Here is a 22,354-nt window from a genome sequence, read left to right on the forward strand (position 1 = left end):
AAAGTTAGCGCGTAATGCAGGGGTTAGCACAAAGTAGTTGCGAGACTATTTAGTTCAAGGACTTAAAAATGGATTACAAGCACGTTACGGTCACAACAAGCTGGTTACAAAAAGCGGTAGAAGCTACCCGTGGCGTGATTGACGTGTTAGGTTATTATTAGAAATGTAATAAGATGGGAGCGCAAGAAACAATTATGCAAGTCACAAAATTTAAGTGGGGCCTTTTCGCCCTGTTGGTTACTCTGATGGTTGGTTTGGGCGTTGGCCAAGCGACAACGGCCCAAGCGGCGGCTTATCAGACAGTCACGTCCAAGACCATCACTAAGACGGCCTACCATAAAAAGTCGAAAAAGGGGGCCCTGTATAATCAGACACACACGCGTAAAGTCGTGAATCTGTCGGCGCATCCCAATACGACCTGGTACGCCACAAAGCAAGCCACGTTAAAGCATGCCAATTCCAAGGGCATTTACCTGTATGTGGCCAATAAGTCGGGGTCCATCAAGGGCTGGGTCTGGCACGGTTACCTGAAGAAGGGGACTGCCCCACTGTCCTTGAAGTACGCCAAAGGGGCGGTGGCCATGGATGCCCAGACTGGTAAGGTGATCTGGTCTAAAGCCGGGAACACGGCGCGGCCTATCGCGTCCGTGTCCAAGATCATGACGCTCTACCTGACGCTGCAAAAGGTCGAAAGTGGCAAGGGCAGTTGGAACGACGTGGTCAACACTAGCAGTAAAGGGCTGATTGCCATGGGCAACAGTGCTGCTTGTGGGGGCTTTAAGTTCAAGTCCGGGCACAAGTACACGGTCAAGGACCTCTACTACGCGGCTTACCTGGATTCGTCCAACAACGCGGCGATTGCGTTGGGGAAGTGGGTCGCTGGCAGTAACGGCGCCTTTATCCGGAAGATGAACGCTCAAGCCAAGGCCTGGGGCTTAAAGCACGCCAGCTTTGTCTCCGCTTCGGGGTTGGAAAACAGTGACTTGGCAGCATTTGGCTACCGTTACGGGTCAGCCAACGCCAATAAGGTCTCCCCAATCGACGTGGCCAAGATTGCCCGGCACCTGATCACGGACTACCCACGGGTGGTCACGGACGGTCAGATTGGTTCGAAGTATGTGGATGGCCAGTTGCTCTACAACTACAACAACCTGTTGAAGGGGCGGAAGTATTACCAGGCCTCGTTAAAGGTCGACGGCTTGAAGACCGGGTACACGCCATTGGCGGGCTACTGCTTCGTCGGAACTGGTCAAAAGACGGGCAAGCACCGGTTGATCACGGTGGTCTTGCACGATGAAAATGAGTTCACTGAGACCCGTTCGCTGATGAACTACGCATACAAGAGTAGCAGCATGAACGCTTAATCATACTATTGGACGCTTGGAGTGGTCACTCCAAGCGTTTTTTTTGCGCCATAGAAGACAGTTGGTTGCAATGGACGTGACGGCTCGCGTATGATGAGAGCAGTTTTTGAACATGAGAGGACTGAGACCAGATGGAACTACCCCAATTGATTGCCACCGATTTAGATGGCACGTTTTTAGACCCGCATGGAAAGTACGACCACGACCGGTTTGACCGGTTACTAGGCGCCCTGGACGCGCAGGGAAGCCGATTCGTCATTGCGACGGGAGATCCGCTCGACCACGTGCATGACTTGTTCGGTGACTTAGCGCATGCCAGTCGGTTGACTTACGTGGTCGAAGACGGGGCGCTGATCGTCACGGGCACGGGACGCGTCTTGCGGATGGCTGAGATTCCCTCAGACCTAAGCCGCTTTGCCATTCAATGGATTCAGACAGCTCCTGAGATGTCGGAGAACTTTCTGATTGCGTGCGGGGCGCAGCGGGCTTACACCACGTTGGCCGCGGATAGTCAGCGTTTTGCGGCCTCACGAGCCTTTTACCCCAGTCTGACCAGTGTTCCGGACCTGCTGACGGTCCCAGAACCGATTCTAAAGTTAGATCTGACCTGGTTACGGACGGATGTGCGGGACCAGGTCGCGGCCTTTAACCGGCAGTTTGCGGGGCAACTCCTGGGGACCAGTAGTGGGCTGGGCGGGCTGAACGTGACGTTGCCTACGGTCAATAAGGGAGCGGCCATTCGCTTGCTGCAGCAGGAATGGCAGATTCCGGTAGCTCAGACCGCAGCGTTTGGTGATTCGGGGAATGATCTCGCGATGCTCCAGACCGTGGGACAGGGGATTTCCATGGCTAACGCGTCCCCGGAAGTACTCACTGCGATTCCCCGGCACACGGCTCAGACCAACGCGGCACCCGCCGTCCTTGACCAGCTCGAGGCGTGGCTAACGGCTTAATGGATGGTGGTTTTACGGGAAATCGCCATCGCGTTTCCGGACAATACTCAGTTTGAGGGGTGAGTACATCAACTAAGCGTGCGACTGAGTCGGGAGTACTGTGATGCGCTACAATCGCAGGTGATTAGGGGATGGTCGGATGACAGAACGGGTTAGTCGGTTAGGTCGGTGGCTGATTGCCGGTGAAGTACGGTGGCGTCAGAATCGGCAGATTGCGGCGATTTACCGGAGCTTTCGGGTAATTTTACCGCTGGTAGTGTTGGGGACTTTGGCGGACTTTGTCAACCAGGCGTGGTTGGAGCCCACCGGTTATTACTATCGAACATTGCACGTACCGGACTGGTTGCTACGACGGGTCCGGCTTCAACAGATTACCTTACTCCTTCAAGCGGGAGCCTTTGGCATGGCCACTTTAGGGGCAGCCTTCGTGGTCGCTTACCAGTTAGTCGCGACCGCCACGCCACGGACCAACGACCGGTTAACGGCCGGTTTTGTGGGGGTCTTGGGGTTAGAACTGATTAACGTGAACCCCCTGACACTAGCGGTGACCCGGCCCATCCAGTGGGTCGCCATGGACTTGGGGTTACGGAGCTTGGTCCTGGGCTTGCTGATGGGGCTGATCGTGGGCAACGCCTACCGGTGGGGTGTTTTACGGTGGCGCCAACCTGAAAATGACTTAGTGCGGCCCATGACCTTTAGCCTAGTGGGGATGGTGGCTGCGGCCGGAGTCGCGGCTTACTGGTTGATGCGCCAGCCGTTTAGCCTGCACGCCACGTTCATGGCCATCATGCGCGCCCCGTTACAGCTGACCAATGACGTCTGGCGGTTGATCGACTTCAGCGTCTTAAACGGGCTCTTCACTTGGGGCGGGTCACTGGGACCAATTCCGAACAGTGGTAGTCAGTCCCTGGTCGCTGGTGAGAACTTGGCAGCGGTCCTGACGACGCCGGGCTGGCACTTACCGCACCCGTTGACTGAGCAAACCGTGATTCAGACCTACGTCAACATGGGTGGCCCGGGGATGACCCTTGGCCTTCTGATGGCCATCTTCTTAGGCCGCCGGAACGCGGCACAACGCCGAATCGGCTGGTTGAGCCTGGTGCCCGTGCTGGGGAACTTCAATGCACCGCTATTACTGGGGTTGCCAGTCGTGCTAAGTCCCATTCTGGGGATTCCGTTACTACTAGCCCCGGTGGCTTGTATCGGGACCAGTTGCCTGTTCTTAGGCCTGCACTGGGTCCCCGCCACGGCTTACCCGCTGTTGACGGGGACGCCGGGGCCGTTATTGGCGTTTTTGGGGACTAGTGGTGCTTGGACGCCCGTCTTGTTGGCGGGCGTTAACTTGGTCTTAAGCACGGCCATCTACTACCCGTTCGTGAAGTGGGCGAACTTAGCTGATCAGTTAGTGAAGCAGGGGGAGGCGTCGTGATGAAGTTTTGGACGAAACAACGTTTAGGTGGCCTGGGACTAATTCTGGGGTTACTGCTACTCTTGGCGATTCCCGGGCTGTTCTGGCGGTCCCAACAGTTGGCCCAGGTCCGGGCGAATTACCGGAGCCCCCTGGCACCCATTATCATGGTGCCAGGGTCGAGTGCCAATCAGAACCGGTTCAATCAGTTAGTCCAGCAGTTGAATACGGAGATGGGCACGCAGCATAGCCTGTTGCGGGTCGAAGTCCTGACCAATGGCCAATTGAAAACCACGGGGACCATTCGTAAGGGCGATTATCGTCCCTTCATCGTCGTGGGGTTTCAGGACTCACGGGATGGTCCGGCGAATATTCAACGTCAGGCCAAGTGGTTTACGATTGCCTTTAAGTCGCTCCAAAAGGCCTTTCACTTCAACCGCTTCTCGGCAATGGGCCATTCTAACGGGGGCCTAGTCTTGACCCTGTTCATGGAACACGACTTGCAGGCCACGGGCGCCCATGCCGAGCGACTGATGACGATTGGGACCCCCTTTAACCTGGAAGAGTGGGATACCAGTGTTGAGACGCCGCTCTTCAAGGAATTGGTTGCGGACCGTCAGAGTCTGCCCAAGGAACTGGTGGTCTATTCGATTGCCGGAACGGAGACGTATGGCGGGGACGGAATTGTGCCCGTTGATAGCGTCAACCGAGGGAAGTATATTTTTCAAAAGCAGGTCAAGAGCTTTACCCAAGTCACCGTGACGGGGACGCAGGCCAAGCATGGTGGGTTACCAGAAAATCAACAAATTATTAAGCTGATGCGCCAAGACCTCTTAAAGTAGGTTCACTTTCAGCGCGTTAACGGGTACACTGAAGGTACATTGGAGGGTATTGAGAATGATTAAGATGATTGCGCTCGATCTTGACGAGACGCTACTGAACACGGATAAAACGATTAATGACACCAACGTCGCGACGTTGCGGCGGTTGCATGAGAACGGGTTGAAGATCGTCCTTTGTACGGGACGGCCCATCAACGCCATCTGGGGATACATTGAACAGCTGGGGTTGACCGGGGATGATGACTTTACGATCACCTTTAACGGGGCGTTAGTGGTCAACAACGCGACCAAGGAGACCTTGGCCCAGAGTGGCCTGAGCCGGAGCGATTTTAAGGCGCTCCATGCTTTTGCCAAGACCAACGGGTACCCGCTGGATATCCTGGACTTTGACCAGGTCTATCCCATGAACGATTTGACGCCGTCCGTGTACCAACAGATGCTGAAGGCTCCGATGACGTTCAAGCCGATGCGCTTTGAGGACCTGCCCGAGACCCTTTACAGCAAGGCGGTCATGGCGACGGATGCTGCGACTTTGGACCAGGTCGTAGCCCGATTGACGCCAGAGCTCAAGGACCAGTACCACATTGTTCGCTCGCAACCTAAGATTTTGGAATTCTTAGCGGCGGATATGGATAAGGCCGTGGGGTTAGGGCAGTTGTTGACCCACTATGGTTGGGACTTTACCAACCTGATGGCCTTTGGTGACGCGGAGAACGACCTGGGCATGATCAAAGCCGCTGGTGACGGTGTCGCGATGTTGAACGGGCAACCCGGTGTCAAGGCGGTTGCTAATCACCAGACGACGCGCGACAATAATGCGGCGGGAGTCGCTGGTTACCTGGACCAAGTCTTCGGGTAAGAGGCGTTTCAGTTGCGGTTTAGGTGCAATGGTGGCAGTATGAATGTTGAATGGGCATCACTTTAAGGAGGAGAGCTTATGCGACGTTTAGGAATCAAGCTAGGAGTGGCATTGGTCACGTTGGGGACCCTGAGTGGGATGGCCGTGCCAAGTGTGGCCAGTGCCAAGCAGGCGCCCGGCTTTAAGAATTCTGATCTACAGCGGTATTATAAGAGTGCTAAGTCCAAGACGGCCTTTCATTTTAAGTCCGTCAAGTCTGGTAAACGCGTCCAAAATTACTTAGTCTTAGGGGACTTCGGCAAGCAAGTGGGGATTCGGTACGGGGTCCCGACCACGACCTTCAAGCTTAGTAACTGCGGGCGGACGCTGTCTTGCAAGTACCGGTTGATCAACTTTAAGACCACGAACAAGCAGACGCCGCAGGCTTCGTTGTCCAAGAAGACCTATAACTTCAAGCTGACTAAGAAGTCAGCCACTAAGTTCACCACCAAGTTGTCGACCACTAAGCAACGGTACCTCTCAACGTCCGGCAAGACCTACACCTACACGTTGACTAAGAAGAATCCAGCGAAGTCGTATGCCAATAAGTACGCGAAGCCCACGCTGACCAAGCAAGTGAGCCAAGCCTTGGATATTCAGTATCCGGACGTTTCGGCGGCAGAACGGCAAAAGGCCACGACCAAGCAGGTCAACCAGTATCTTAAGACGCTGGTAGCCAACTTTAACTTAAAATAAGGCATTTAATGTAACCGAAATGGTGGGGGCTTCCCGCCATTTTTTAGTTATTGGAAACAAAAAACACGCCGACCGGTCAGCGGACCAGTCGGCGTGTTTGATAAAATTATGCTTATTTGTTGTTCTTGAACAGGGTGGTCAGGTAGTCCATGAAGACCTTCAGGTAACGGTCTTTGTCGACTTGAACGGCAACCTTGACGTTGGTTGGTTCGTTGAGACGGTTTTCGTCCCCAATCGTCCGACCGTAGTCTTCCTTGCCGTACTTCACGCGCATGTTCAGGTCCAGCGTTTGGACGAAGCTTGGGTCCAGCGCAACCCCAACGGCGAGTGGGTCGTGTAAGGCACAACCGCCTAAGTTGTCGTTGAATTGACGGTAAGCATCGATGTAGTAGTCCACGATGTCGGCGAACTTTTCACCCGCAACAGTGCCTAAGTCACGCCATTGTTGGGTTTCCTTACGCGTCAGCAACGTCCGTAACGTGACATCTAACCCGACCATGGTCGAGTGCATTGGACTCGTCAGTACGGCGTCAGCGGCTTCAGCATCTTGGTTGATGTTGGCTTCCGCGACGAAGGTTACGTTCCCAGGTAAGGTCAAGGCCCCACCCATGAACGTCATGTTGCCGATTTCGGTCGCAATTTCAGGTGCTTTCTTCAAAGCAGCTGCTAAGTTGGTCATCGGACCAGTTGGCACTAAGGTCAGGTCCTTACCGTATTTATGTACGGAATCAATTAAGAAGTCGATTGCGGACCCCTTCTCAACAGGACGTGAAGGGTCTGGCAGTTCTACTTGGCCAATCCCGTTTTCACCGTGAATGTTGGCACTAACTTGCATCCGGTCAAAATGGTCGCTGGTCGAGGAGTGACTCTCACCCACGTAGACTGGAATATCGGTGTGGCCCAATAATTCCAAGATCTTCAGTGCGTTGACCGCACCGTCTTCGACATAGACGTTCCCGTAAGAACTCATGATACCGATCAGATCAACATCCGGTGCACCTAGCGCGTAGGCGATTGCCAAGGAATCATCGATCCCCGTGTCCAGGTCCAAAATCATTTTACGTTTTGCCATAGTAACTAATCCCCTCTTTGGTACGTAATTGGCTACAAAGCCTAGTTTAACTATAATGTAACTGGTTTCATTAATCAACCCCGTGGTTGAAGCTGATGGCGTATCAAGGTAAGATGGTAAGCATACACACTTAGGCGATGATGAGGGGGAACAAGCATGGCCAATAAGGAGTCTGTAAAGCCGTTTAAACGGCATTTTGAGTACCATAATCACCTACTAGACGATGCGACTAAGGAGATGAATGAGTGGACGGGGGAGAACAAGGTGGTTGAGATTCACCTGTTTCAGATGTTCTCCGAAGTCTTCAAAACTCACGACCACGATGCCGCGGAAGCCTTGTTTATCGTGGGAACTCGCGAGACCACGCCGTCGCTAGAGGCTGTCTCGGTGACCCCGGTCAAGCCTTGGCTATTTTCGCGCGTATTTGCATTACTCGGAGTCAGTTTTTTCCTGTTAGCCATGTTATTTTTGGTTTTCCGCAGTAATAATGCCGTGCCGGGGATGATTTTTATTGGGTCACTCACGGTACCATTCTCACTGATGATGATGTTTTTTGAGATGAACGTTTTTCAAAATATTTCGGTTTATCAGCTCTTAACGGTCTTCTTGGTGGGCGGCATCCTATCGTTGGTGGCCACGATGATCCTGTATTCGTTGATTCCGTCGGGCAACGGCGTTTCGTTGGGGTCGGCCGTCATCATCGGGTTCATCGAAGAGACCGCCAAGATGTTGGTGATTGCCTCCTTCATCAACCGCTTCCACCTCAACTATATCTTTAACGGATTGCTGGTAGGGGCGGCGATTGGCGCGGGGTTTGCCGTCTTTGAAACAGCGGGCTACACCGGCCAGTACGGCCTGGTCACCCTGCTGATGCGCAGCTGGCAGGCCATCGGAACCCACACCATCTGGTCGGCAATCATGGGAGCTGCCATTATTCTAGCCAAGGACCGGCATCGACCGATCACCGGAAGCAACATGGTGGCGCCTAAGTTCTTACGGTTCTACATTCTGGCGATTGGGCTTCACGCGGCCTGGGACTGGAATGCACCGTTTGCGGTTCTGAATATCCTGTACCTGCAACAGTGGCTGTTGATTGCCATCGGGTGGTTAGCCATCTTCGTGTTGATCAACGCGGGGCTACGGGAGGCGCGAACCTTACAAGGGCAACGTATCTTGAAGAAGACGCAGTTAGGTTGAGAATAAGAAAGTCGCGATGATGCGGTCAACGGTCGCGTTCTCATGCAGAAGCGAATGCTCAGTCTGCCAGACCTGGCCGTGGATCAGTCGGAAGTGGTAACTAGCGACTTTACCGTCAACTAACGCCCGGAGCTTGGTGGCGTCACTGACGGGGACTTCACCGTCGTTGGGGACCTGACCGATGACCCCGGCGAGGTTGAGGACTTGGAGTTGCGGTTCGGGACGTCGCAGGGGGGCGACGCCGGGAAAGTCGGCGCCGATGCAGACTAGCTTACCTACCCGGGCGGTGTCTTGAGGAGCCTGGTTGAGGTAGGCCACAGCGATGGTCCCACCGGAGGAGTGGCCGACCAGGTTAACCCGGGAAATATGGTCGCGCTGATGTAACTGCTGAATCACCGTGACCAGTTGCCGGGCTTCCCGTTGCGGATGTGTATTGTCGGCAAACAAGACGGGAATCAGGGGATTGTTGGCCCGGACGGGGGCTAGGTGGTCCCAGGTCACCCGGCCGTTTGCGGCCACGTGTGCGGTCAGGCTGTGCGTGGCCAGGTGCGGTTGGGCCAGCGTCAGGGTCATACTGCGCAGTGAAAGCCAGTTGCCACCGTCACCGGGAAGAAGTAGGGTGGCGGTACGGGTCTGGGGAACGCGCAGGTGGCGGAGTGCCTGGTGATGGTTGGCCCAAGCCGCCGTCAGTCCCCCCAAGAGGGCCAGGGTTACGATGAGACTGATCCAGAAACGTTGATAATGCATGCAGGAATCACCTTTCAATCACAAATTATGGAGGAACTAAAATGACAGAGACTTACGATATCACGATTATTGGCGGGGGTCCCGTCGGTATGTTTGCTGCCTTCTACGCGGGGATGCGCAACGCCCGGACGCAGCTGGTGGAGAGCCTGGACGACTTGGGTGGCCAGGTCAACGCCCTGTACCCGGAGAAGACCATCCTGGACGTTGCCGGGTTCCCGGCGATTCAAGGCCGCGACTTGATTGCCGCCCAACGGCAACAACTCGCACAATTTCCGTTGACCATTAAGACTCACCAGCCGGTGACCAACGTTGAGGCGCAGGCAGAGGGCTTTCAGATTACCACACCAGCCGGCACCACGCAGACGCGAACCGTGATTATTGCGGTGGGTAACGGGGCGTTCCAGCCCCGGCCACTGGCGGTACCGAACGCCGCGGAACTCGTGGCGAGTGGTCAGTTGCGCTACAGTGTGCCCGACCGAGAAGCTTTTCGGGGCAAACGCGTCCTGGTAGCCGGTGGCGGTGATTCGGCGATTGACCAGGCTCTGATGCTGGAGCCCGTGGCGGCCAGCGTGACCCTAGTGCACCGCCGGAACCAATTCCGGGGATTGGAACACATGGTGGACCTCTTGCATCAATCGACGGTTAAGGTCCAGACACCGTACTTGATTCGCAACGTAACGGTCGCCGCGGACCAGAGCCTGAACGTGAGCCTAAAGCAGGTTGGGGCGACGGAAGAGCAGACCTTGAACGTGGATACCCTACTGGTCAGCTACGGCTTCACCTCCGACTATCACGTGATTGAGGGCTGGGACCTCCAGGTGGCCCGAGAACGCCGGTTGATCGCGGTAGATTCTACGATGACCACCAACGTCCCCGGCGTGTACGCGATTGGCGACGGGGTCACTTATCCGGGGAAGCAACCGTTGATTGCGACGGGTTACGGGGAGGCTCCGTTGGCGGTGCACGGGATCATGGACCGTTTCTTCCCCGAACGGCGGGGCCCTATTCATAGTACCTCGCTTCACCGGCCAACGCCTCATCAATGACTCGATTGCAACTATACTAAGATTAGCTCTGTAAAACCAAGTCGGTTTTATAGAGCTTTTTGAATGGCAGTGGCCTATTTGGCACTGAAGATTGACCATAGGCCCTTACGGTATACAATCCTAAGACAAAACCATGGTGATCGTCATCCGCCTTACCGGACGGCCAGACAAGGCTGGAACGCCGTGGGCACCACTTCGAGCCACAGAACGGTCTCGAAGCTGGGCCTTTTCCTAGGCGAGCTAAGGAACGCTCACCAAGGAAAATTTCACGGCTGAGCCTTGTCTGGCCGTCCTCTCGGCTTACAATCCTGTAACCATAGCGGAACATGATTTGCCAACGGGCCGTAGTGGTTGGTATGAATAAGGTTGCCATCCGTTTGTAGCCATGGCGCAAGTATGATGATGCCTACCACGGACTCGAGGTCTGATAAGATTTAGTGTTTTAGTTTAAGAGTCCCCAACCGGTAAGGCGGGGGATTACCTCAGACGTCAAAAAAAACCGGAATCGCTAGTCCAAACTAGTGATTCCGGTTTTCGTTTGTGGTGCTGTTGATTACTTGCCGCTGGTATCGTCTTGGTTGGTAATCTTGATACGGTTGGAGTCCGTTTCCTTGTGGTGCAATTCCGGTGCATCGGTCTGGTACCAGGATTGCGTGGACTTGTCACGGTTCCGGGAGAAGAGGCTGGTTGATTTGAGCCCCAGTTTCTTCTCGATCTTTTCGGCTTTTTCGAGGCCATCCGCGTAGTTATAGTGATTTGGATTGACCGCCTTAAAGCCCTTAGGATGGTAGAAGCGCAGTAAGTTCTTCTGGTTCAGGGAATCGGAGAAACTCAGTGCTTGGTTGACGTGCTTCTGCATCTTGTCGATTCGGGCCTGTTGGGCCTTAGTCGGGTGAATCTCCTGTTGAGTCTTGTTACTGTAAATGGTGCCGTCTACCGACGTGTAGTCGGGACTTTCCCAATCACGGTTCCGGAAGGCCACGACCTGATTGTGTTCCTTAGAGAACAGGTCGGTCCCGAACTGCAGGTACTTCTTGGAGTTCATCCCCATCAGGTGCATCAGGGTCGGTAAGACGTCGATTTCCCCGCCATACTGGTGTTCGATCTTACCATGGGTGTACCCCGGCATGTTAAACATCAGGGGGACCCGTTGGAGTTGCGCGTTGTCGTAATCGTTCCAGTCATCCGGGTCTACCCCTAAGACCTTGGCTAAAGCAGGGTTGGAGGAGTTGGAGATGCCGTAGTGGTCCCCGTAAAGCATGATGAGGGAGTTCTTGGCGAGACCGGACTTATTCAAGTAGTGGTAGAATTCCTTGACGGATTGGTCCAGGTAATGCGCCGTCTTGAAGTAGTTATCGACGGTCTTATCACCGGTATTCGGCGTCTTGAAGGTGGAATCTTCACTATCGAGGGTGTACGGGAAGTGGTTGGTTACGGTCAGGTACTTCACGTAAAACGGTTGTTGCAGGTGTTGGAGGTATTTGACGGAGTCGTTGAACAGTAACTTGTCCTTTAAGCCGTAACCCAAGGACTTGTCACCCGACGTATCGTAGTAACTGGCATCGAAGAAGTACTGGTATCCCAGGTTCTTGTAGGTGTTGCTCCGATTCCAGAAGCTAGCGACGTTTCCGTGGAAGACCGCGGTGGTGTAGCCGGCTTGGTCGAAGATGGCTGGTGCGGCCTGGAACGTGTTATCGTTCCCCAGTTGGGTGAACAGGGAGCCTTGCGATAAGCCGAAGGTCCCGGTCTCCAGCATGGTTTCGGCGTCAGAAGTCTTCCCTTGTCCGACTTCGTGGAAGAAGTTATCGAAGCTGTAAGTGGCCTTGCTCTTGTAGAGTTTGTTCAGGAACGGGGTCACTTCTTGGCCGTTGATCTTTTTATTGATCAGGAATTGTTGGAAACTTTCCAAGTGAATCACGATGACGTTTTTCTTTTTGGCGACGCCGTAGAGTTTTTTATCCGGTGCCGCGTAATTTTTGTGTACGAACTTCAGAATTCCGCTGAGCTCCGACTTTTTGGCGTGGGAGCGGACCTCGCTGGTGTGTTGCGTCTTGATGCCGTCATAGACGGTAAAGGCGTCCAACCCCAGGTACTTGACCACGTAGGTTCGGTCGAAAGTCCGGGTCAGCAGTTGTGGTCGGTCCATCTCGCCCAGAGTCAGGTTAGCTGTAAAGAGCAGCAGGGCGGCGGAAGTTACCGCCAGGCCCACCCGCTTGTTGACGGGACGGGGGTCGATGTAGATTCGCCGGGTGGCCAGCAAGACCAGGACAACCACTAAGTCTAGCCAGTAGAGGATGTCGTGGGGCGAGGTCAGGGCCAGTGAACTACCGGAGAGGCCTTGGTCGACCTTCGAATAGCCCAACATGGTACTGACCGTCATGAAGTCGGTGAATTCTCGAAAGTAGATGACGTTGATGTAGAGCAACAACGAGTTGAGAATATCGATCAGGAAGAGGAAGGGGTAGAAGAAGCGTGCCCGCTTGAAGTATAGGGCCAACCCAAAGAGCAGAATCGTCGTTGCCAGTGGGTTCAGCAGGAGAATCAGAAATTGAAAGGGATCGCTCAGGTTGAGGTTAAAGTCCACAAAGTAGGCGATCAAGGTCTTGAGCCAGAACAAAACCACCAGTAAGGTCACGAAGCCCATACGGGTGCCAGTTCTGGCCCAGATACGTTTGAAACGTTCCACGATAATTGCTCCTTAAAAGACAGAATAAGTAGCCTTATTCTACCATAAAATTTCGGTGCGTCGACCAGTTCAGAGCTGACCGCGTTTTCCCTATCCTAGCAAATAATTGGGGGGTGTGGCAATCTTCTCGTCAAGTTTAGAAAAACTTTAAAGCAACGACCAAAATGTAACCGCTTTGCAGAGGTTATTTGGTACACTAGAGGTAGCTCAAACGAAAGGTGTGGAGACGTTATGGATAAACAGATCACGCTGTATGTGGTGCGGCACGGCCAAACTTACTTCAACATTTATAATAAGTTGCAGGGATGGAGTAATTCACCGTTAACTGAAGCGGGGATCGCCGATGCGCAACAGGCCGGCGACCGGCTAAAAACGGTACCGTTTGCGGCGGCTTACTGCAGCGATACGACTCGGGCTGAACAGACGGCACGGACAATCCTGGCGGCGAACCAGTCGACCCCAACGCCTAAGCTGACCACCAGTCCCTTCTTCCGAGAAGAATTCTACGGGTACTATGAAGGAACGGACATGGCACAGGCTTGGTACCTGGCGGGAGCGCCCCATGGGGTCCCAACGTTTAAAGACATTGAGTCGACGTATTCGATTGGGAAAGCCAAGGATTTTCTGAAGGAAGCCGACCCGTTCCGCCAAGCGGAAAATAACCAAGAGTACTGGGCACGAGTCGACCAAGGCTTTGATCTGATTCGTCAGAATCCAGACTTGAAGGATGGCGACCAGGTCCTGATGATCAGTCACGGGAATACCTTGCTGAGTCTGATGGAACGGTATGGCCAAGGCAAGTATGACCTGAGTGTCCGACCAGCGAATGGGAGTCTGACCAAGCTGTTGCTGACGCCTGACGACATCCAGGTCTTGAGTTACAATCAAAAAGATTAAGGAATGAGGTTGGTTTGATGGAATGTAGAATGGCATGGGGCAAGTTAAATCCGTGTTACCAAGACGCCGTAGCAATTCGTAAGGCGGTCTTTATCAATGAAGAGGGGATTGACCCTAAGGACGAGCTGGACGGCACTGACGAAGACAAGATGCACTACGTCGGGTACGTCGATGACCAGCCCGTGACCACGGCGCGCATCGATATGCTGGCGGGGAACCGCGTGAAGATTCAGCGGGTCGCAACGGTGGCGTCAGCCCGGCATCACGGGTATGCCGGCCAATTGATCAAGCAGATCATTGGGGATGCGCAACGTTCAGATGTGGCCCACATCGAATTAGACGCACAGTTGCCCGCAATCGCCTTCTACCAAGAATTAGGCTTTGAGCCGGTCGGAGAGCCGTTTGAAGAAGCGGGGATCCAGCACCGGACCATGCGCTATAAGGCTGCCCACTAGGCATCCGAGACTAAAAAAGCAGGCTAACGGAATGGTCTTGCACCTTCCGTTAGCCTGCTTTTTGTGGCAAACAAAAAACCGTTACGACCAGCCACCTGCTGGTGCGTAACGGTTCAACTCTTAATCACGATCTAAGTATTCATGAGGATCGTCATCTAGTTATTAGTCAGCGATTGAAGCAGAGACGCGGGCGTAACCTACCGCGTGCCACCATGGGGCGTGAACGGCTTCGCGAACCACACCACGGTTTTGTGCATCGATCATTTTACCCTTACCAATGTACATCCCAACGTGGGAAATGCTGTACTTGCTGCCACCGAAGAAGACTAAGTCACCCTTCTTGATGTGCTTGTAGGAAACGTGCTTCAAGCTGTTGTATTGAGCTTGGGCCGTCCGTGGTAAGGTAATCTTGGCACCCTTCTTGTAAACGTAACTCGTGAACCCTGAGCAATCAAAGACGTTAGGACCAACGGCACCGTAAACGTAACTAGCACCTAACTTGGACTTAGCAACTTTGTAGATTGAAGAAAAATCAGCATCGGATGCGTTGCTGGATGAATCGGCAGACGCCGTAGTCGTGGCAAAAGTCATCACACCGGCAACAGTTAAAGCTAACGTGGCAATTCGTTTGACAAATTTTTTCATTCCTAATCACAGCTCCTCATGAATTTACAAGTACTAGATTACCAGTGCAATATGACAAATATGTAACAAGCCAGTTGCAATGCCGTTAAAACTCTTAAACAAAACGTTACTTTTGGGATTTAACTTGGTTTTTAGCGGGAAGCTTGTTAGAATTTAACAGAATTGGTAACTTATTTGACAATTGCTAAGGAGTGCGAAACGACGTGGCAGAATTTACTGAGGAGATACGAAATATTTTTGATGTTCACCGACTGGTCTTTCGAATCGGGGAATTATCCGCGATGACGGGAGTTTCTGCGCGCCAGTTAAGATACTGGGAAAAGAAGGGCCTGATTCACTCGCGAGAACGGGAAGACGGGCAACAAGCGCGGGTTTACGCGTTTAAGACCTTCGTCCTAGTCTCTATGATGAAGTACTTCTTGGACCAGGGGTATACGTTAGCTGCCGCTGCTGAGCACGCGCAGAAGCGCCAGGATAATGCGCGGATCCTTCACCGGTTCATCAAGCAGGGCATCCAAGGCTTTGCTGACATCGATGGTCAAATGGCGCTCAACATGGGCCGCTTTGACGACCAGCAGACCCTAATGGCGTTGATTCCAGAGGAGGGGCCGGTTACCTACCAGCTATTGCCTAATGCAGAAGCACAACGCGTGACCCGTCAGTTTCCGGCTTAATGCTGGAAATTGACGAACGGTCACCGTGGTGATGGTCATCCGCCTTACCGGTTGGGCCTGAAGAGGCTGGAACGCAGTGGGCACGACTTGGCGTCCAAATCCATAGTCCCCAAGCTGGCCTTTGGGTAATCCGGGAAATAACCCAAACGACACTACTGAGCCTCTTCAGGCCCAATCTCACGGCTAAATTGTGCGTACCCAAGACAGTGTTTTCTGACACTTAAAATTGGAAATACCAACAAGTTGATGGTTTAATTCACCCAAATGACCACTGTGGAACCTTATCCTGTTTAGAATGAGGTTTTTTACTGATGAGGCACCAATAGGATTGGGGAACATGGTTTGATAGTGCATTTCCGATATGGTGACACACAACTGTAAGCCGAGAGGACGGCCAGACAAGGCTCAGCCGTGAAATTTTCCTTGGTGAGCGGGTTTCAGCTCGCCTAGGAAAAGGCCCAGCTTCGAGACCGCTCTTTGGCTCGAAGTGGTGCCCACGGCGTTCCCGCCTTGTCTGGCCGTCCGGTAAGGCGGGGGATACGACAGTCTACCCCTTAACTAAACGAAAAGAAGGGCCCCAAAGGCGATTAGTTGGCTTCACGGGGATCGTCAGTGTCAGGCACAAAAAAATCTCGGACTCAGTTTAATCCCTAAAAATAGCCCGCTGAAGTGACTGCTTCAGCGGGCTATTTGTGTGGCTCCGGGATAATCTAAGCCGGAATGTCGTTAGTTTTCATCTGAATCATGGTTCGTTTCGCGTTGTTGCCGAACTTCTTGGCGGGTTGGCCGGGCGGAACGCTTAGCCTTAGGACCGCGACCAAAGTGGAAGTGGTAAGGCTTTTGCGCCGGAATGATCACGGACAACTTCCCAAAGGAAGCGGCCATCACAGGCAGGGCCAGGTTGAAGACCACGGCCGTGATGATAGTGATCAGAGCAACGGCCGTCAGCACTTGCGAGGAAGCGGCAAGCAGCCCCAAGACACCCGCGATGATGATGAAGAGCGAGTGGCGCATGGTTTGGCCAGCTTCGGCGATGCCTGGTAAGAGCCAGTCTAGTAGGCCGGTCTGATTCAAGCGGTAGCTTAAGGCCAGCTGGGTCAACTCAACCACTGCCAGAACGGTCACGGGAACAAAGGCCAGTAACGGAACTTGCCAGTTAAAGGTATCGTTCCCAGTCAGCCATTGCATTAGGACGTGCGTCAATTGATACCCGATTCCGGCTGAGGCCAGGAAGGTCAAGAACCAGTAAGTGGATTGCAGGACCGACCGGCTGAAGAGGATTAACAAGAGGAAGGTCAGGCCGAAGACCAGGAGCAGAACCCGCACCAGATCGTGTTGGTACTGCCGCTGAATCGTTGCCATGACCACGGGTTGACCAGAGAAGGTCAGGTCAGCGTCTTTGAGTGACGTTCCCCGTAATTGACTAGTGGCCACACGTTTCAAGTTAGCCAGGGTCTTAGCCGTGGTCTTGGCGTTGGGTTCACGCTTCAGGGTAATCGTCAACGCCGTGGTCTTGACCTTGGTATCGGTGAAGTTGACCAGAGCTTGTTGGAAATCACCACTGGCAATTTGCGTTGGTGTCAGGTACAGCGACTTAGCAGCTTCCGAAGTTTGGAGCCCACCTAAGTAGGTGTACATCTGGGTCAGCGACGTGTTGAGCTTTTGAACCTGTTTCCGCGTCTGCTTTAAGCTAGCGTTGACCGCCTTGATGCCGGTCTCGTAGGTGCTTAAGTTGGTGGAGACTGTGCCGGCTTCCGACGAGGTCGTGCTGATGGTGTTGGTCAACGTGTTCAGCTGACTCAACGCTGTGTTCAATTGTGAGTTGACCTGGTTCAGTTGCTTGACGTACCGGGCTGCCTTCTTAGAGGCGTTGCCGGAGGCCGTCGACGTGCTTTGGGCCGCCTGGATAGCCGATTGCAGCGAGCTGCTTTCCCCGGATAAGCGCGTCGCGGTGGTGGCGAGCTTATTAACTCGCTTGACTTCCGTGGTCAGGTCCTTTTGCTTAAGATCGGACCGGTCACTCTTCAGGGACTTTTGAACCGACTTCAGCTGACCAATAACCCCAGACAGGTTGGTATCGAGGCTACTTAATTGGTTGGCAACGTAGTACTGCGTGATAGGTTGACCCCCGGGTTGGGTGACCGAAGTGACGGCCGCTACCCCAGGTTGGGCCCGTAACTTCTTGGTCAGGTTATCCAGCTGGTACAACTGGTTTTGATTGTCAAAACGTTGTTTATTTTGAATGTAGAGGGTCACAGGAGTGGACTTGCCTTGACCGAAGTGAGCACTCAAAATACGCGCGCCTTGCACGGCTTGGTTGTTAGGAATATCTTGCGCGTTATTGTAGCTTAGTGGTTGGCGACTGCCAAAAGTGAACGCCCCGGCAAAGTACAGGACCACTAAAACGGCGATCCAAGGTTGCCATAGGCCAAACTTGGCTAAGTGGAACCATAGCTTGCGGTCCTTGAGTTCGGGCCGGGTCTTCTTCGGCCAGAAGAGGCTGTGCCCCAGCATGCCGGAGAAGACGGGGATCAACGTGACGCTTGCGATTCCGGTAATGGCAAAGCCGATTCCCAGGAGACTGTAAGCGCGAATCGTGGAGAAGTTAAAGAAGACTAAGCTGCCGAAGGCCAAAGTCAGGCTGAGCGTACTGATGAGCACGCGGTAGCCTAAGCTGTGGATGACCTGTGTGGTGGCGGCTTGACTCTCCACGCCGTCGTCGATACGATTCCGAAGTTCCCGGAAGAACCAGAAACTGGTCAGTAGCGTGAACAAACTGATGCCTAACAATAGGAAAATCGGCGTGTATTCGGAATAGGCGAAGTTCCAGTGGTAGGCCAGGTTGGTCGCGAGACTGAGGGTCGAGATATAGCTGATCAGGATGGCCAAGAAGGTGATGATCGGGGCAATCACGGAGGCAAACAGGATGCCCATGGCGACTAGCGCGATCAGGAGGGTCATTAAGATCACGATTAACGTAAACGACGAGATGTGTTGGTTGGCCGCGTCGTTGACGATCTCTGGACTCGTCACGTAGGTGTCTAGTCCAGCAGTGGCGATTTGACCATTCAGCTGACTAGCAATCGACCGAACGGGTCCTTGGTTATGACTGACCGCCAATTGCACGATTTCGGTCGACTGGTCTTTAGACAGCAGTTGCGGCTTACTGGTTGGCGTGTTGGTAATGGTCGTGATTTTTTGAATCCCATAGTAGCTGGCTTTCTTTTGCAGGGCCGACGTGGTCTTATTGATGGCGGCCTGCTGTTTGTTGGTCAGTTTACCGGTAGGATTGTTGAATACCGCGTTTACGGTATAGGTCCCATCCAGATTGCGTCCCCAGTGGTTCTTGATCTGGGTGGCTTTGATAGGTTGACTCGTATTTGCCAGTTGCGGTTGACCATCATATTGGATAATGGTATTAACGTTTGGTAAGGTAACAATGGCCGCAAAGACCACAACTAACCAGAATACGAGTGCGAAGATGCGGTTGTGATGGAACTTTCTAATCCGTTCTTGCATATGTAATCTGAGTCCTCTCTAATCATCAGTTTCCTACCGTGCAAGTAGGTACAATTCATGCTTAATTCTACCATATTCATCTGCTGACGGCCTGAATTCGGGGCGATTTAATTAAAGTTAAGAAAGTCATATGGTTGACATCGTCGCAAAAGTCGGTAAAGTAGGGTTACTTACCTTTTGATAGAAAGCAGGTGGCACTATGGCGAAACATCGTCGGTCTTACCAGAGTCCGTTTGCCCCGTTGCTCACGGATCAACGGTTCGCTTTTGCAACGCAACTGGCCCACCAGGCGGGGATCGACCCCAGTCAGGTCCTCTTTGCGTACCTTCAACTAATGGCGACGGTTGCGACTAACGGTCAGACCGCTACGGTCAGCCAACAGCGAGAAATCGACCGGCGTTTCCAGCAGTTCCTGGATGATGCCGCAGAATAATATGAAAGGAGTGCTGTGTCGTGTGTACCAGTATTTTACAGATTGCTAAGGATGGGAGCCACATCTTAGCCCGTACCATGGATTGGCACGTGATGCGTAGTATGCCGCTCTTTGCTCCCCGGGGCTACCAGTGGGAGAGCCTCTTTGACAACCGGGTGCATACGAACCGGTATGCGTTGATTGGTGGTGGCGGACCGCACGACCACGAGTTGGACGTCTCGGATGGCGTCAACGAGCGGGGACTGAGCGTGCAGAAGTTAACGTTTGCCAACGGCTCACACCTGGTGGAGACGCCCACGCCCGGCTTGGTTCAGTTGGCGCCGTTTGAATTCTCGTTCTATCTATTGGGCAACTTTGGCTCGATTGCGGAGATTGAAGACCACCTAGACGAGATTCAGTTGATGAGTGGCCGGTTAGCGGCGAACCAGATTGGCGACAGTGAGTTGCACTTTGCCGTGGTCGACCGGACGGGACGTACCGTGGTGATTGAACCCACGCACTTTCCCATGCGGGTCCGCGAGAACCCCTTGGGCGTGGTGACCAACAGTAAGAACTTTGAGTTGCAACTGGAACGGCTGGGGCAGTACGTGAACTACACGGATGAGTTCACGGCGGGGACGGTCCCGTTGAATGCGCCCCGGGTGACGACGGGCCGCTTCTCGGGCAAACCGGTGCCTAGCGGGTCGTACACCCCGGGCGGGCGGTTTGTCCGGGCGGCCTACTATAAGGAACGGGCCGATCTACCAGCGGACGAAAAAGAGGCCGTCATCAGTGCCTGGCATCTGCTAGACAGTGTGACGGTCCCTAAGAGTCATCAGTATCGACCGACGTATTCGGTCTACCGGGCGGCGACTTGTAGCGAGTCGTTGACCTATTACTTTCAGCCCTATAATCGGTTAGACGTGGTTCAGCTCCAGTTGAAGCCAGAAATGTTAACTTGGACACAGCCAAAATTTTACCCGATTAAAAATGAATTTACTGTAACGACTTTAAATTAACCACCAGATAAAATTAATTACGATCAAAGCCAACAACACGCTTCGGTGCAGGAGCGGGTGGAGCATGACGATAGCCAGAAATTCACGAGCCCAGGCCGTGGGGAGGTCATGCCAATCCGTGGGAGCTGCCTGACCAGGAATCCGGAGGCCTAAACGATGGGCCAAGATGCGGGTACGGAAGAGGTGGTAGTCACTGGTGACCACCACGACGCGGCCGCCTTGATGAGGTTGTTGCATCCACAGGCGTTGGCTGTTGCTGAGATTAGTCAGCGTGTTTGTGGCCGCCGTCTCCTGTAGAAGGGTGGCTTGTAGGTGGTGGCGGGTCAGATAGGCCGCCATAGCCGCAGCTTCAGAAATCGTCTCATCGGGTCCTTGACCGCCGGAAACAATCACGGTCACGGGCCCTTTTTGGGCGTTGGCTAAAGCCAGGGCTGTGTCGAGGCGTGATTGGAGGACCTGACCGATCTGGTGGCCGTCGGCAAGGCCGGCGCCCAGAACTAGAATGGTATCGGCGCGGCGAACGTGCCAGCTCCAGGAACGGAGAAAGCCCACCAGGCTGGCTGCGTAAAGGCCCGCGAGATAAACACTGAAAATGGGGATGAAGGTCAGCCAAGGCCACAGCGTGTCGTTAAAGTGGCCCGTGCTGACGGCCCATAGCCACCCGGCGCCGCCCAGTAGCCAGAGCCAGATGCCGATGAGAAGTCCGCGGGAAAGTCGTTCGGCTTTGCGGACCACCTGCCGTGGCCGAAATAAAATCAAGGCTAGCGTCAGACAGCCACTGGCGGCCATGATGAGGACCACGGCCCACCCAATCAGGGCCAGTCCGTGGGCCCAAGCGTGGTGGGAAAAGCTGGCAATCAGAATGATGGCACCGCCGGAGAAGCAGGTGACTAAAGCGCTGAAGATGCCGTGAGGTTGCCAGAAAGTAATCAAAGCAGTTAAACTGAGCAGAAACACGATGGCGCTGAGAAGCATGGGGAAACCCTCCCTTCAGAAAAGTTAAGTTTTGTTGAGGCCTGATGAATTTGGTTGGTGTTGCGTCCCCGCCTGGGTATAATTGACTCAAATAACTGTATGAGTATTGGGGGGACATTGGTGCCAAAACGTCGTCGAAGAAGTCAGCAACATCAGAACCATCCGGTAGCCGCGACTTGGATCTTTGTGATGATCCTGTTGGTCTTAGGTGGGGGGATGTTGCTTCGTGGAAATCTTAAAACGGTCATGGACATGGGTCAGGTTACCCGGACCAGTGAAAGTTCCTCGTCCGGGATATCGGCACAGCAGCAGGCCTTCATTAAGAAGATGGCCAAGCCTGCTGTTCGGGTATACCAGCAGAACGGCCAGGTCTTGCCTAGTATCGTAATTGCCCAGGCCATTCTGGAATCCAGTTGGGGCACCTCGTCGTTGTTCCTCCAAGCGAACAATCCGTTTGGGGTCAAGGGCGCTTATCAGGGAAAGAGCAAGTCGTTCCCAACCACTGAATATGTGGATAATAAAAAGATTACGGTTCAGGCTAATTTTCGGGATTATCCTAACCTGACAGCTGCTATTTTAGACCATGATGCCTTGTTGAAGCAAAGCTATTTTAAGGGGACTGTCACGGATTACCAGACGGCGGCCAAGCTCCTGCAGACCAACGGCTACGCCACGGATCCCCACTATGCCCGCAAGCTAACCAACGTCATCGCCACGTACAACCTCAACCAGTACGACACTTAAACTTAGGGGTTAGAAGTACCAGAATTGCGGGTAAATCCGGCCCCGGCAACCGCTAGGGCCGTGACGCCCGTGGGCACGATTTCAAGCCTCACCCAACCCGTGAGT

The 22,354-nt window shown here is 53.6% G+C and carries 20 protein-coding genes; 14 read left to right on the forward strand and 6 right to left on the reverse strand.

What is annotated here, in order from left to right; all coding sequences use genetic code 11:
• Nucleotides 1–194: 194 nt before the first annotated feature.
• The 6 genes from FD30_RS08700 to FD30_RS08725 all read left to right on the forward strand — a co-directional run bounded on the left by FD30_RS08700 (nucleotide 195) and on the right by FD30_RS08725 (nucleotide 6,161).
• Entirely contained in the window at nucleotides 195–1,364 is a 1,170-nt protein-coding gene (locus FD30_RS08700; RefSeq protein ID WP_056944739.1) for a D-alanyl-D-alanine carboxypeptidase family protein, read from the forward strand.
• A gap of 131 nt (nucleotides 1,365–1,495) precedes the next feature.
• Nucleotides 1,496–2,317, forward strand: a complete 822-nt coding sequence (locus FD30_RS08705; protein WP_056944703.1) for an HAD-IIB family hydrolase — start codon at nucleotides 1,496–1,498, stop codon at nucleotides 2,315–2,317.
• 139 nt (nucleotides 2,318–2,456) lie between these two features.
• Nucleotides 2,457–3,746 carry a PTS transporter subunit EIIC gene (locus FD30_RS08710; protein WP_056944704.1) on the forward strand — a complete coding sequence of 430 codons (1,290 nt, stop codon included), beginning with the start codon at nucleotides 2,457–2,459 and terminating at the stop codon, nucleotides 3,744–3,746.
• Nucleotides 3,746–4,567, forward strand: coding sequence for an alpha/beta hydrolase (locus FD30_RS08715; protein WP_056944705.1), 822 nt, complete (start codon nucleotides 3,746–3,748; stop codon nucleotides 4,565–4,567). Before FD30_RS08710 ends, FD30_RS08715 begins: the two co-directional genes overlap by 1 nt.
• 55 nt (nucleotides 4,568–4,622) lie before the next feature.
• On the forward strand, nucleotides 4,623–5,426 hold the full coding sequence (locus tag FD30_RS08720; protein WP_056944706.1) for a Cof-type HAD-IIB family hydrolase: 804 nt from the start codon (nucleotides 4,623–4,625) through the stop codon (nucleotides 5,424–5,426).
• A 78-nt stretch (nucleotides 5,427–5,504) separates the two neighbouring features.
• Nucleotides 5,505–6,161, forward strand: coding sequence for a hypothetical protein (locus tag FD30_RS08725; RefSeq protein ID WP_056944707.1), 657 nt, complete (start codon nucleotides 5,505–5,507; stop codon nucleotides 6,159–6,161).
• A 112-nt stretch (nucleotides 6,162–6,273) separates the two neighbouring features.
• On the opposite strand, the gene FD30_RS08730 is transcribed toward FD30_RS08725, so the two are convergent.
• Nucleotides 6,274–7,233, reverse strand: coding sequence for a nucleoside hydrolase (locus FD30_RS08730; RefSeq protein WP_024746733.1), 960 nt, complete (start codon nucleotides 7,231–7,233; stop codon nucleotides 6,274–6,276).
• A gap of 156 nt (nucleotides 7,234–7,389) precedes the next feature.
• Here FD30_RS08730 and FD30_RS08735 point away from each other — a divergent pair, with 156 nt between their 5' ends.
• On the forward strand, nucleotides 7,390–8,430 hold the full coding sequence (locus FD30_RS08735; protein WP_056944708.1) for a PrsW family intramembrane metalloprotease: 1,041 nt from the start codon (nucleotides 7,390–7,392) through the stop codon (nucleotides 8,428–8,430).
• Here FD30_RS08735 and FD30_RS08740 read toward each other — a convergent pair.
• Nucleotides 8,422–9,177, reverse strand: a complete 756-nt coding sequence (locus tag FD30_RS08740; protein WP_056944709.1) for an alpha/beta fold hydrolase — start codon at nucleotides 9,175–9,177, stop codon at nucleotides 8,422–8,424. The genes FD30_RS08735 and FD30_RS08740 overlap by 9 nt on opposite strands.
• A 41-nt stretch (nucleotides 9,178–9,218) precedes the next feature.
• On the opposite strand from FD30_RS08740, the gene FD30_RS08745 reads away from it, so the two are divergent.
• Nucleotides 9,219–10,223 carry an NAD(P)/FAD-dependent oxidoreductase gene (locus FD30_RS08745; RefSeq protein ID WP_056944710.1) on the forward strand — a complete coding sequence of 335 codons (1,005 nt, stop codon included), beginning with the start codon at nucleotides 9,219–9,221 and terminating at the stop codon, nucleotides 10,221–10,223.
• A 553-nt stretch (nucleotides 10,224–10,776) separates the two neighbouring features.
• Here FD30_RS08745 and FD30_RS08750 read toward each other — a convergent pair.
• Entirely contained in the window at nucleotides 10,777–12,867 is a 2,091-nt protein-coding gene (locus FD30_RS08750) for an LTA synthase family protein (RefSeq protein WP_056944740.1), read from the reverse strand.
• A gap of 273 nt (nucleotides 12,868–13,140) precedes the next feature.
• Here FD30_RS08750 and FD30_RS08755 point away from each other — a divergent pair, with 273 nt between their 5' ends.
• Together FD30_RS08755 and FD30_RS08760 are read left to right on the forward strand one after the other, a co-directional pair.
• Entirely contained in the window at nucleotides 13,141–13,806 is a 666-nt protein-coding gene (locus tag FD30_RS08755) for a histidine phosphatase family protein (protein WP_056944711.1), read from the forward strand.
• A 17-nt stretch (nucleotides 13,807–13,823) separates the two neighbouring features.
• Nucleotides 13,824–14,261 carry a GNAT family N-acetyltransferase gene (locus tag FD30_RS08760; RefSeq protein WP_056944712.1) on the forward strand — a complete coding sequence of 146 codons (438 nt, stop codon included), beginning with the start codon at nucleotides 13,824–13,826 and terminating at the stop codon, nucleotides 14,259–14,261.
• Between the two features lie 162 nt (nucleotides 14,262–14,423).
• Here FD30_RS08760 and FD30_RS08765 read toward each other — a convergent pair whose 3' ends face one another.
• On the reverse strand, nucleotides 14,424–14,906 hold the full coding sequence (locus FD30_RS08765; RefSeq protein WP_024746740.1) for a C40 family peptidase: 483 nt from the start codon (nucleotides 14,904–14,906) through the stop codon (nucleotides 14,424–14,426).
• A gap of 203 nt (nucleotides 14,907–15,109) precedes the next feature.
• On the opposite strand from FD30_RS08765, the gene FD30_RS08770 reads away from it, so the two are divergent.
• On the forward strand, nucleotides 15,110–15,580 hold the full coding sequence (locus tag FD30_RS08770) for a MerR family transcriptional regulator (RefSeq protein ID WP_056944713.1): 471 nt from the start codon (nucleotides 15,110–15,112) through the stop codon (nucleotides 15,578–15,580).
• A gap of 726 nt (nucleotides 15,581–16,306) precedes the next feature.
• Here the strand turns inward: FD30_RS08770 and FD30_RS08775 are convergent.
• Entirely contained in the window at nucleotides 16,307–19,099 is a 2,793-nt protein-coding gene (locus tag FD30_RS08775; protein ID WP_056944714.1) for an MMPL family transporter, read from the reverse strand.
• A gap of 199 nt (nucleotides 19,100–19,298) precedes the next feature.
• On the opposite strand from FD30_RS08775, the gene FD30_RS08780 reads away from it, so the two are divergent.
• Nucleotides 19,299–19,532, forward strand: a complete 234-nt coding sequence (locus FD30_RS08780; protein ID WP_056944715.1) for a hypothetical protein — start codon at nucleotides 19,299–19,301, stop codon at nucleotides 19,530–19,532.
• A gap of 20 nt (nucleotides 19,533–19,552) precedes the next feature.
• Entirely contained in the window at nucleotides 19,553–20,530 is a 978-nt protein-coding gene (locus FD30_RS08785; protein WP_056944716.1) for a choloylglycine hydrolase family protein, read from the forward strand.
• Here FD30_RS08785 and FD30_RS08790 read toward each other — a convergent pair.
• Nucleotides 20,522–21,505 (reverse strand): YdcF family protein, encoded by a 984-nt coding sequence (locus FD30_RS08790; RefSeq protein WP_056944717.1) that lies wholly within the window; start codon nucleotides 21,503–21,505, stop codon nucleotides 20,522–20,524. The two genes, FD30_RS08785 and FD30_RS08790, sit on opposite strands and share 9 nt — an antisense overlap.
• Before the next feature lie 120 nt (nucleotides 21,506–21,625).
• On the opposite strand from FD30_RS08790, the gene FD30_RS08795 reads away from it, so the two are divergent.
• Nucleotides 21,626–22,249 (forward strand): glycoside hydrolase family 73 protein, encoded by a 624-nt coding sequence (locus tag FD30_RS08795; RefSeq protein ID WP_056944718.1) that lies wholly within the window; start codon nucleotides 21,626–21,628, stop codon nucleotides 22,247–22,249.
• The last annotated feature ends 105 nt before the right edge of the window (nucleotides 22,250–22,354 follow it).

It is taken from the genome of Levilactobacillus namurensis DSM 19117, from assembly GCF_001434785.1.
Taxonomy (GTDB): domain Bacteria; phylum Bacillota; class Bacilli; order Lactobacillales; family Lactobacillaceae; genus Levilactobacillus; species Levilactobacillus namurensis.

Bases quoted from the DNA above. Each gene is read 5' to 3' on its own strand.
- FD30_RS08700 (WP_056944739.1), top strand. From the start codon at position 195: ATGCAAGTCACAAAATTTAAGTGGGGCCTTTTCGCCCTGTTGGTTACT.
- FD30_RS08735 (WP_056944708.1), top strand. From the start codon at position 7,390: ATGGCCAATAAGGAGTCTGTAAAGCCGTTTAAACGGCATTTTGAGTAC.
- FD30_RS08715 (WP_056944705.1), top strand. From the start codon at position 3,746: ATGAAGTTTTGGACGAAACAACGTTTAGGTGGCCTGGGACTAATTCTG.
- FD30_RS08790 (WP_056944717.1), bottom strand. From the start codon at position 21,505: ATGCTTCTCAGCGCCATCGTGTTTCTGCTCAGTTTAACTGCTTTGATT.
- FD30_RS08745 (WP_056944710.1), top strand. From the start codon at position 9,219: ATGACAGAGACTTACGATATCACGATTATTGGCGGGGGTCCCGTCGGT.
- FD30_RS08720 (WP_056944706.1), top strand. From the start codon at position 4,623: ATGATTAAGATGATTGCGCTCGATCTTGACGAGACGCTACTGAACACG.
- FD30_RS08765 (WP_024746740.1), bottom strand. From the start codon at position 14,906: ATGAAAAAATTTGTCAAACGAATTGCCACGTTAGCTTTAACTGTTGCC.
- FD30_RS08705 (WP_056944703.1), top strand. From the start codon at position 1,496: ATGGAACTACCCCAATTGATTGCCACCGATTTAGATGGCACGTTTTTA.
- FD30_RS08760 (WP_056944712.1), top strand. From the start codon at position 13,824: ATGGAATGTAGAATGGCATGGGGCAAGTTAAATCCGTGTTACCAAGAC.
- FD30_RS08730 (WP_024746733.1), bottom strand. From the start codon at position 7,233: ATGGCAAAACGTAAAATGATTTTGGACCTGGACACGGGGATCGATGAT.
- FD30_RS08725 (WP_056944707.1), top strand. From the start codon at position 5,505: ATGCGACGTTTAGGAATCAAGCTAGGAGTGGCATTGGTCACGTTGGGG.
- FD30_RS08775 (WP_056944714.1), bottom strand. From the start codon at position 19,099: ATGCAAGAACGGATTAGAAAGTTCCATCACAACCGCATCTTCGCACTC.
- FD30_RS08780 (WP_056944715.1), top strand. From the start codon at position 19,299: ATGGCGAAACATCGTCGGTCTTACCAGAGTCCGTTTGCCCCGTTGCTC.
- FD30_RS08740 (WP_056944709.1), bottom strand. From the start codon at position 9,177: ATGCATTATCAACGTTTCTGGATCAGTCTCATCGTAACCCTGGCCCTC.
- FD30_RS08755 (WP_056944711.1), top strand. From the start codon at position 13,141: ATGGATAAACAGATCACGCTGTATGTGGTGCGGCACGGCCAAACTTAC.
- FD30_RS08750 (WP_056944740.1), bottom strand. From the start codon at position 12,867: ATGGGCTTCGTGACCTTACTGGTGGTTTTGTTCTGGCTCAAGACCTTG.
- FD30_RS08710 (WP_056944704.1), top strand. From the start codon at position 2,457: ATGACAGAACGGGTTAGTCGGTTAGGTCGGTGGCTGATTGCCGGTGAA.